This window comes from Sphingomonas bacterium (assembly GCF_028289855.1).
Classification (GTDB): Bacteria; Pseudomonadota; Alphaproteobacteria; order Sphingomonadales; family Sphingomonadaceae; genus Sphingomonas.
Window position 1 is genome coordinate 1 of record NZ_JAQGKZ010000117.1, and the last position, 5,211, is coordinate 5,211.

Consider the following 5,211-nt stretch of genomic DNA (forward strand, 5'->3'; position numbering starts at 1 on the left):
CGCTCAACTCGCTGCGGGGCGGGGGCGGAGGACTCAACCCGCTCGGCAAGTTGCGCGGGTCGCTGGGCATCGATCGACTGCGCATCCTGGGCGCCGACGAGGCGGGCGGCCACGGCACCGCGCTCGCGGCGGGCAAGTACATCACCCGCAACATCTATATCGAGATCATCACCGACGCGCGCGGCTTCACCGCAACCCAGCTCGAGATTTCGCTGAGCAAGAGCCTGAGCATCCTGTCGTCGATGAGCTCGTTCGGCGGGTCGGGCGCGAGCGTGAAGTATCAGAAGACCTTCTGATCGCTTTTGCGAGGAGCGAAGCGACGCCGCAATCAACGTCACGTGCATCCATGGATTGCTTCGCTACGCTCGCAATGGCGGAGTGGCTAACTGACATTCATGTAAGTTGCCTTGCGCTCCCCGATCGAATAATCGGTATGGCGGAAGAGGTGATGCGCATGGAACATGTCGACGTCCTGGTAGTGGGCGCGGGAATTTCTGGGATCGGCGCGGGCTATTACCTGCAGACGTTGTGCCCCGACCGCAGCTACGCGATCCTCGAGGGGCGGCCGCAGCTCGGCGGCACATGGGACCTGTTCCGCTATCCCGGCATCCGCTCCGATTCCGACATGTACACGCTGGGCTACGCATTCCGCCCGTGGACCGAGGCGAAGTCGATCGCCGACGGGCCGAACATCCTGAGCTATCTCCAGCGCACCGCCGCCGATTACGGCATCGACAAGAAAATCCGCTTCAACCACCACGTCAAGACGGCGGCGTGGTCGACCGACGACGCGCGCTGGACGGTTACGTCTGACGGCCCCGATGGGCCGGTCGCGATGACCTGCAACTTCCTTTTCATGTGCTCGGGCTATTACAATTACGCCAAGGGGTACGCACCCGAGTTTGCGGGGGCGGAGGATTTCAAAGGCCGCATTGTGCACCCGCAATTTTGGCCGGCGGATCTCGACTACACCGACAAAAACGTGATCGTGATCGGCAGCGGCGCGACTGCGGTGACGTTGGTCCCGGCAATGGCGCCGAAGACGAAGCACATCACCATGCTCCAGCGCTCCCCCACCTATATCGTCGCGCGGCCCGGCGAGGACGCGATGGCGAACTGGATGCGCGGTAAGCTGCCGAGCAAGATGGCTTACGGCATCACACGCTGGCGTAACGTCCTGCTCGGCATGCTGTTCTTCAAGATGGCGCGCAACAAGCCCGCCAAGGTCAAGGAGCGCCTGATCGGGATGGTCCGTGAGGAACTGCCCGGCCACGACATCGAAACGCACTTCACCCCGCGCTACAATCCTTGGGACCAGCGGCTGTGCCTGGTCCCCGACGGCGACCTGTTCGCGTCGATCCGCGAGGGCAAGGCCGAGGTCGTGACCGACACGATCGACCGTTTCGTGCCCGAGGGCATCAAGCTCGCCTCGGGCAACACATTGCCTGCCGACGTGATCGTCACCGCTACAGGGCTCGAACTGCAATTGCTCAGCGACGTGCAATTCTCCGTCGATGGCGTGGCGAAGGATCTGTCGCATACGACCAATTACAAGGGCATGATGTATTCAGGCATGCCCAACATGGCGTCGTCGTTCGGCTATACCAACGCGTCATGGACGCTGAAGGCCGACCTGACTTGCGCCTATGTCTGCCGGTTGCTCAACACGATGAAGAAGCGCGGTTTGCGGCAAGCAACGCCGACCCCGAACGCGCCGGTGGGCGAGGAGCCGTTCCTCGATTTCACCTCGGGCTACGTCACGCGCGCGATGGACAAATTCCCCAAACAGGGCGGGCGCAAGCCGTGGAAGGTCCATCAGAATTACGCGCTCGACCTGATGGCGCTCAAGTTCGGGTCGGTCGATAACGAGATGGTGTTCTCGAATCCGGTGCCGAAGCCGGAGCGGAAGGCGGCCTAAACTCACTACCGTCATCCCCGCGAAAGCGGGGACCCAGCTTCCTTAGCATCGACGAACGAACCGGCAGCTTTGGGCGCGACCGGAAAAGCTGGGTCCCCGCTTTCGCCGGGATGACGATTAGAGGGAGGCTTGACGGAGAATGGTCACCCGCGCCTTGCCGTAAATCTTGTCGGCATCGACCGCAAACCCCGCCAGCTCGACCTTCTCGTCGCGCTTGCTCTCGATGCTGATCCAGCTCGCCGGTCCGACCCAGCCGAGCCGCGCCAGCCGGTCGAGCGCCACCACGCCCGCGCCGCTACCGTATGGCGGGTCCATCATCACGATGTCGAGCGGCGCGACCGCCGGCCCCAGCGCCATCACCGATTGCGCGCGGACATCGCCTTTCGCGCCGAGCTTGGCGATGTTGGCGCGCAACGCGTCGAGCGCGGGTTTGTCCTGTTCGACGAACAGGCACGATGCCGCGCCGCGCGACAGCGCCTCCAGCCCCAGCGCGCCCGACCCCGCGAACAGGTCTGCGACCGCCAGCCCCTCGAAGGTACCGATCCGGCTGACCAGCATCGAAAACAATGCCTCGCGCGTGCGGTCGGCGGTCGGGCGGGTCGCGTCGCCCTTGGGCGCGACGATGGTTCGTCCGCGCCACTGCCCGGCGATGATCCGCATTACGAGCGTTTGCGCGGTGGCCGCGCGCCGGGTTTGCCGCGGCCGCCGGCCGGGCCTTTGGGTCGGCCGGGAGCGCTTGGCCGGGCCGGGGCAGAACCGCGATCGTCGCGGAACGTCCGCGCCCGCGCGGCGCGCGCCGGGCTGCTCGACCCGGCCTTCACCGCGAGCGATCCGTCGGCGCGCTGGCGCGGAGCCTTGGCGGGCTTGCCGGGACGGGCGGGGCGACTGCTGCCCCTCGCGTTCGGAGAAGTGGTTGGCGCGGGCCGCGAGCGCTGAGCGCTTCTGTCATTCGGCGCGGAAGCGCCGCCGGAGGCGTCGCCCTGGGAGAGTGACCGAGCCGGTGTTCTTGAAGGGGCAGGCCGATTTGGACGCGACGAGGGCCGCTCGGGCTCGCGCTTGGGTTTTACATCGCGCGGCGCCGGCTTCGACGCGGGACGCGGCTCGACCGCCTTCACCCCGGCCTCGCGCGACCGCGCCGGCTGCGGCAAGTCGATCCGCGTCGGGCTCTTGCGGAACGATTCGACATCGTGCGGCCGCACTTCGCCGACACGGCCCGGCGGCAGATCGCCGAGCACGAAAGGGCCATAGCGCGTCCGGATCAGTCGGCTGACCTGCAGCCCGAGATGTTCGAGCACGCGCCGCACTTCGCGGTTCTTGCCTTCGGTCAGGATCATTTCGACCCACACGTTCGCGCCGGTGCGGCGTTCCAGATTGGCGTCGATCGACCCGTAGCGCACGCCCTCGATCTCGACGCCCTCGATCAAATCCTCGAGCTGCGCCTGCGTGACGTTGCCATAGGCGCGCGCGCGATAGGCGCGCTCGACCCCGGTCACGGGCAATTCGAGCTGGCGCTTGAGCCCGCCGTCGGTGGTCAGCAGCAGCAATCCCTCGGTATTGAGGTCGAGCCGCCCGACCGGCACCACGCGCGGCAGGTCCCTGGGCAAGCGATCGTAGATCGTCGGCCGCCCCGCCGGGTCGCGCTCGGTCACCAGCAGACCGGGGGGCTTGTGATAGAGAAACAGCCGCGCCGCGCTCGGCGCCTCGACCGGATTGTCATCCACTGTCACCCCGTCGAGCGAGGCGAGCAACGTCGCCGGCGTGTCGATGACGAATCCGTTCAGCGCGACGCGGCCGTCGGCGATCATCCGTTCGACCTCGCGGCGCGAGGCGACACCGGCGCGCGCCAATAATTTGGCGATTCGCTGGTCGTCCGATTTGTTTGCGGGGGTATTGGGTACGGGCATGGTCGCGCCAATATACCGTTTTGTCGGTAGCAACGAAAAAATCTGCGTCCGACTTCGTTGCCGCGCGTTAAGCGACGGCAGCGTAACGACGCGCGGACGAAACGATCCGCACGCGATGGGATGACGAGACGATGGTATTCGGGCGGAAGAAAAGGGTGATCCTGCGGCTCCTCATCGTCGAGGACGAGCCACTGGTCGCGTTCGACAACGAACATTCGCTGACCGAGGAAGGGTTCGAGATCGTCGCCACGGTCGACCGCGTCGCCGATGCGATTGCCGTGCTCGACGCCGATGCCGACGTTCACCTCGTGCTTGCCGACGTCAATCTTACCGACGGCAGCGGGATCGACATCGCGCGCCACGCGCATGAGCGCGGCGTCGCGGTGATCTTCTGTACCGGCGATTGCCCCGAAGGGGGCAGGGCGTTCGCCCGCGGCTGTCTGGCCAAGCCGTATCGTCCCGCCGACCTGATCGCCGCCATCGCCGCGGTCGATGGCCAGCTTCAGGGCCGCAACGCGCCCCGCCGCCTGCCGCGCGGTTTCTCACTGTTCGAGCAACCCGTCGCGGCGTGAGCCTTGCGGCGCGGCACTCGCTGGGGCTATTCGCGCGGACATGACCGACGTCCTCAGCAAAGCCGCCCCATCCTCGTACCGCGTCCACGGCGCCACCGGCGAGTGGGAAGTAATCGTCGGGCTCGAAGTCCACGCGCAGGTCACGTCCAAGGCCAAATTGTTCTCCGGCGCCGCGACCGAATTCGGCGCCGAGCCTAATAGCCAAGTGTCGCTGGTCGACGCGGCGATGCCCGGCATGCTGCCGGTGCCAAACCGCGAGTGCATCCGCCAGGCGGTGCGCACCGGCATGGCGATCGGCGCGCACATCAACAAATGGTCGCGGTTCGACCGCAAGAATTATTTCTATGCCGATCTGCCGCAGGGCTATCAGATCAGCCAGCTCTACCACCCGCTGGTCGGCGAAGGCGCGGTCGAGATCGAGCTGGAGGGCGAGGACGCGCCGACCAAGACGATCGGCGTCGAGCGCATCCATGTCGAACAGGATGCCGGCAAGCTGATGCACGACCAGCACCCGACGCGGTCCTATGTCGACCTCAACCGGTCGGGCGTCGCGCTGATGGAGATCGTCAGCCGCCCCGACATGCGCTCCCCGGCCGAGGCCGGGGCGTATCTGCGCAAGCTGCGCGCGATCCTGCGCTATGTCGGATCGTGCGACGGCAACATGGAAGAAGGATCGATGCGCGCCGACGTCAACGTATCGGTGCGCAAGCCCGGCTGCGAATTAGGCACCCGGACCGAGACCAAGAACGTCAATTCGATCCGCTTCGTCATGCTGGCGATCGTGCACGAAGCGTCGCGCCAGGTCGAAATGATCGAA

General features: G+C 66.0%; 5 protein-coding genes and 1 pseudogene. 4 read left to right on the top strand and 2 right to left on the bottom strand.

Annotated features, from left to right (window positions below; genetic code table 11):
* Both JWM94_RS13655 and JWM94_RS13660 read left to right on the top strand, forming a co-directional pair.
* On the top strand, nucleotides 1–296 hold a 296-nt coding region (locus JWM94_RS13655; RefSeq protein ID WP_299428048.1), incomplete at its 5' end, for a translocation/assembly module TamB domain-containing protein.
* 152 nt (nucleotides 297–448) lie between these two features.
* Nucleotides 449–1,918 carry an NAD(P)/FAD-dependent oxidoreductase gene (locus JWM94_RS13660; protein WP_299428060.1) on the top strand — a complete coding sequence of 490 codons (1,470 nt, stop codon included), beginning with the start codon at nucleotides 449–451 and terminating at the stop codon, nucleotides 1,916–1,918.
* A gap of 117 nt (nucleotides 1,919–2,035) precedes the next feature.
* Here JWM94_RS13660 and rsmD read toward each other — a convergent pair whose 3' ends face one another.
* On the bottom strand, nucleotides 2,036–2,578 hold the full coding sequence (rsmD, locus tag JWM94_RS13665; RefSeq protein ID WP_299428051.1) for a 16S rRNA (guanine(966)-N(2))-methyltransferase RsmD: 543 nt from the start codon (nucleotides 2,576–2,578) through the stop codon (nucleotides 2,036–2,038).
* On the bottom strand, nucleotides 2,578–3,822 hold the full coding sequence (locus JWM94_RS13670) for a pseudouridine synthase (protein ID WP_299428054.1): 1,245 nt from the start codon (nucleotides 3,820–3,822) through the stop codon (nucleotides 2,578–2,580). The genes rsmD and JWM94_RS13670 overlap by 1 nt, the downstream gene beginning before the upstream one ends.
* Nucleotides 3,823–3,953: 131 nt before the next feature.
* On the opposite strand from JWM94_RS13670, the gene JWM94_RS13675 reads away from it, so the two are divergent.
* The gene (locus JWM94_RS13675) at nucleotides 3,954–4,394 is read left to right on the top strand and encodes a response regulator (RefSeq protein ID WP_299428057.1); all 441 of its coding nucleotides are present in this window, start codon (nucleotides 3,954–3,956) and stop codon (nucleotides 4,392–4,394) included.
* A gap of 40 nt (nucleotides 4,395–4,434) precedes the next feature.
* Nucleotides 4,435–5,211 (top strand): annotated as a pseudogene (gene gatB / locus JWM94_RS13680) (Asp-tRNA(Asn)/Glu-tRNA(Gln) amidotransferase GatCAB subunit B); the annotation flags it as partial.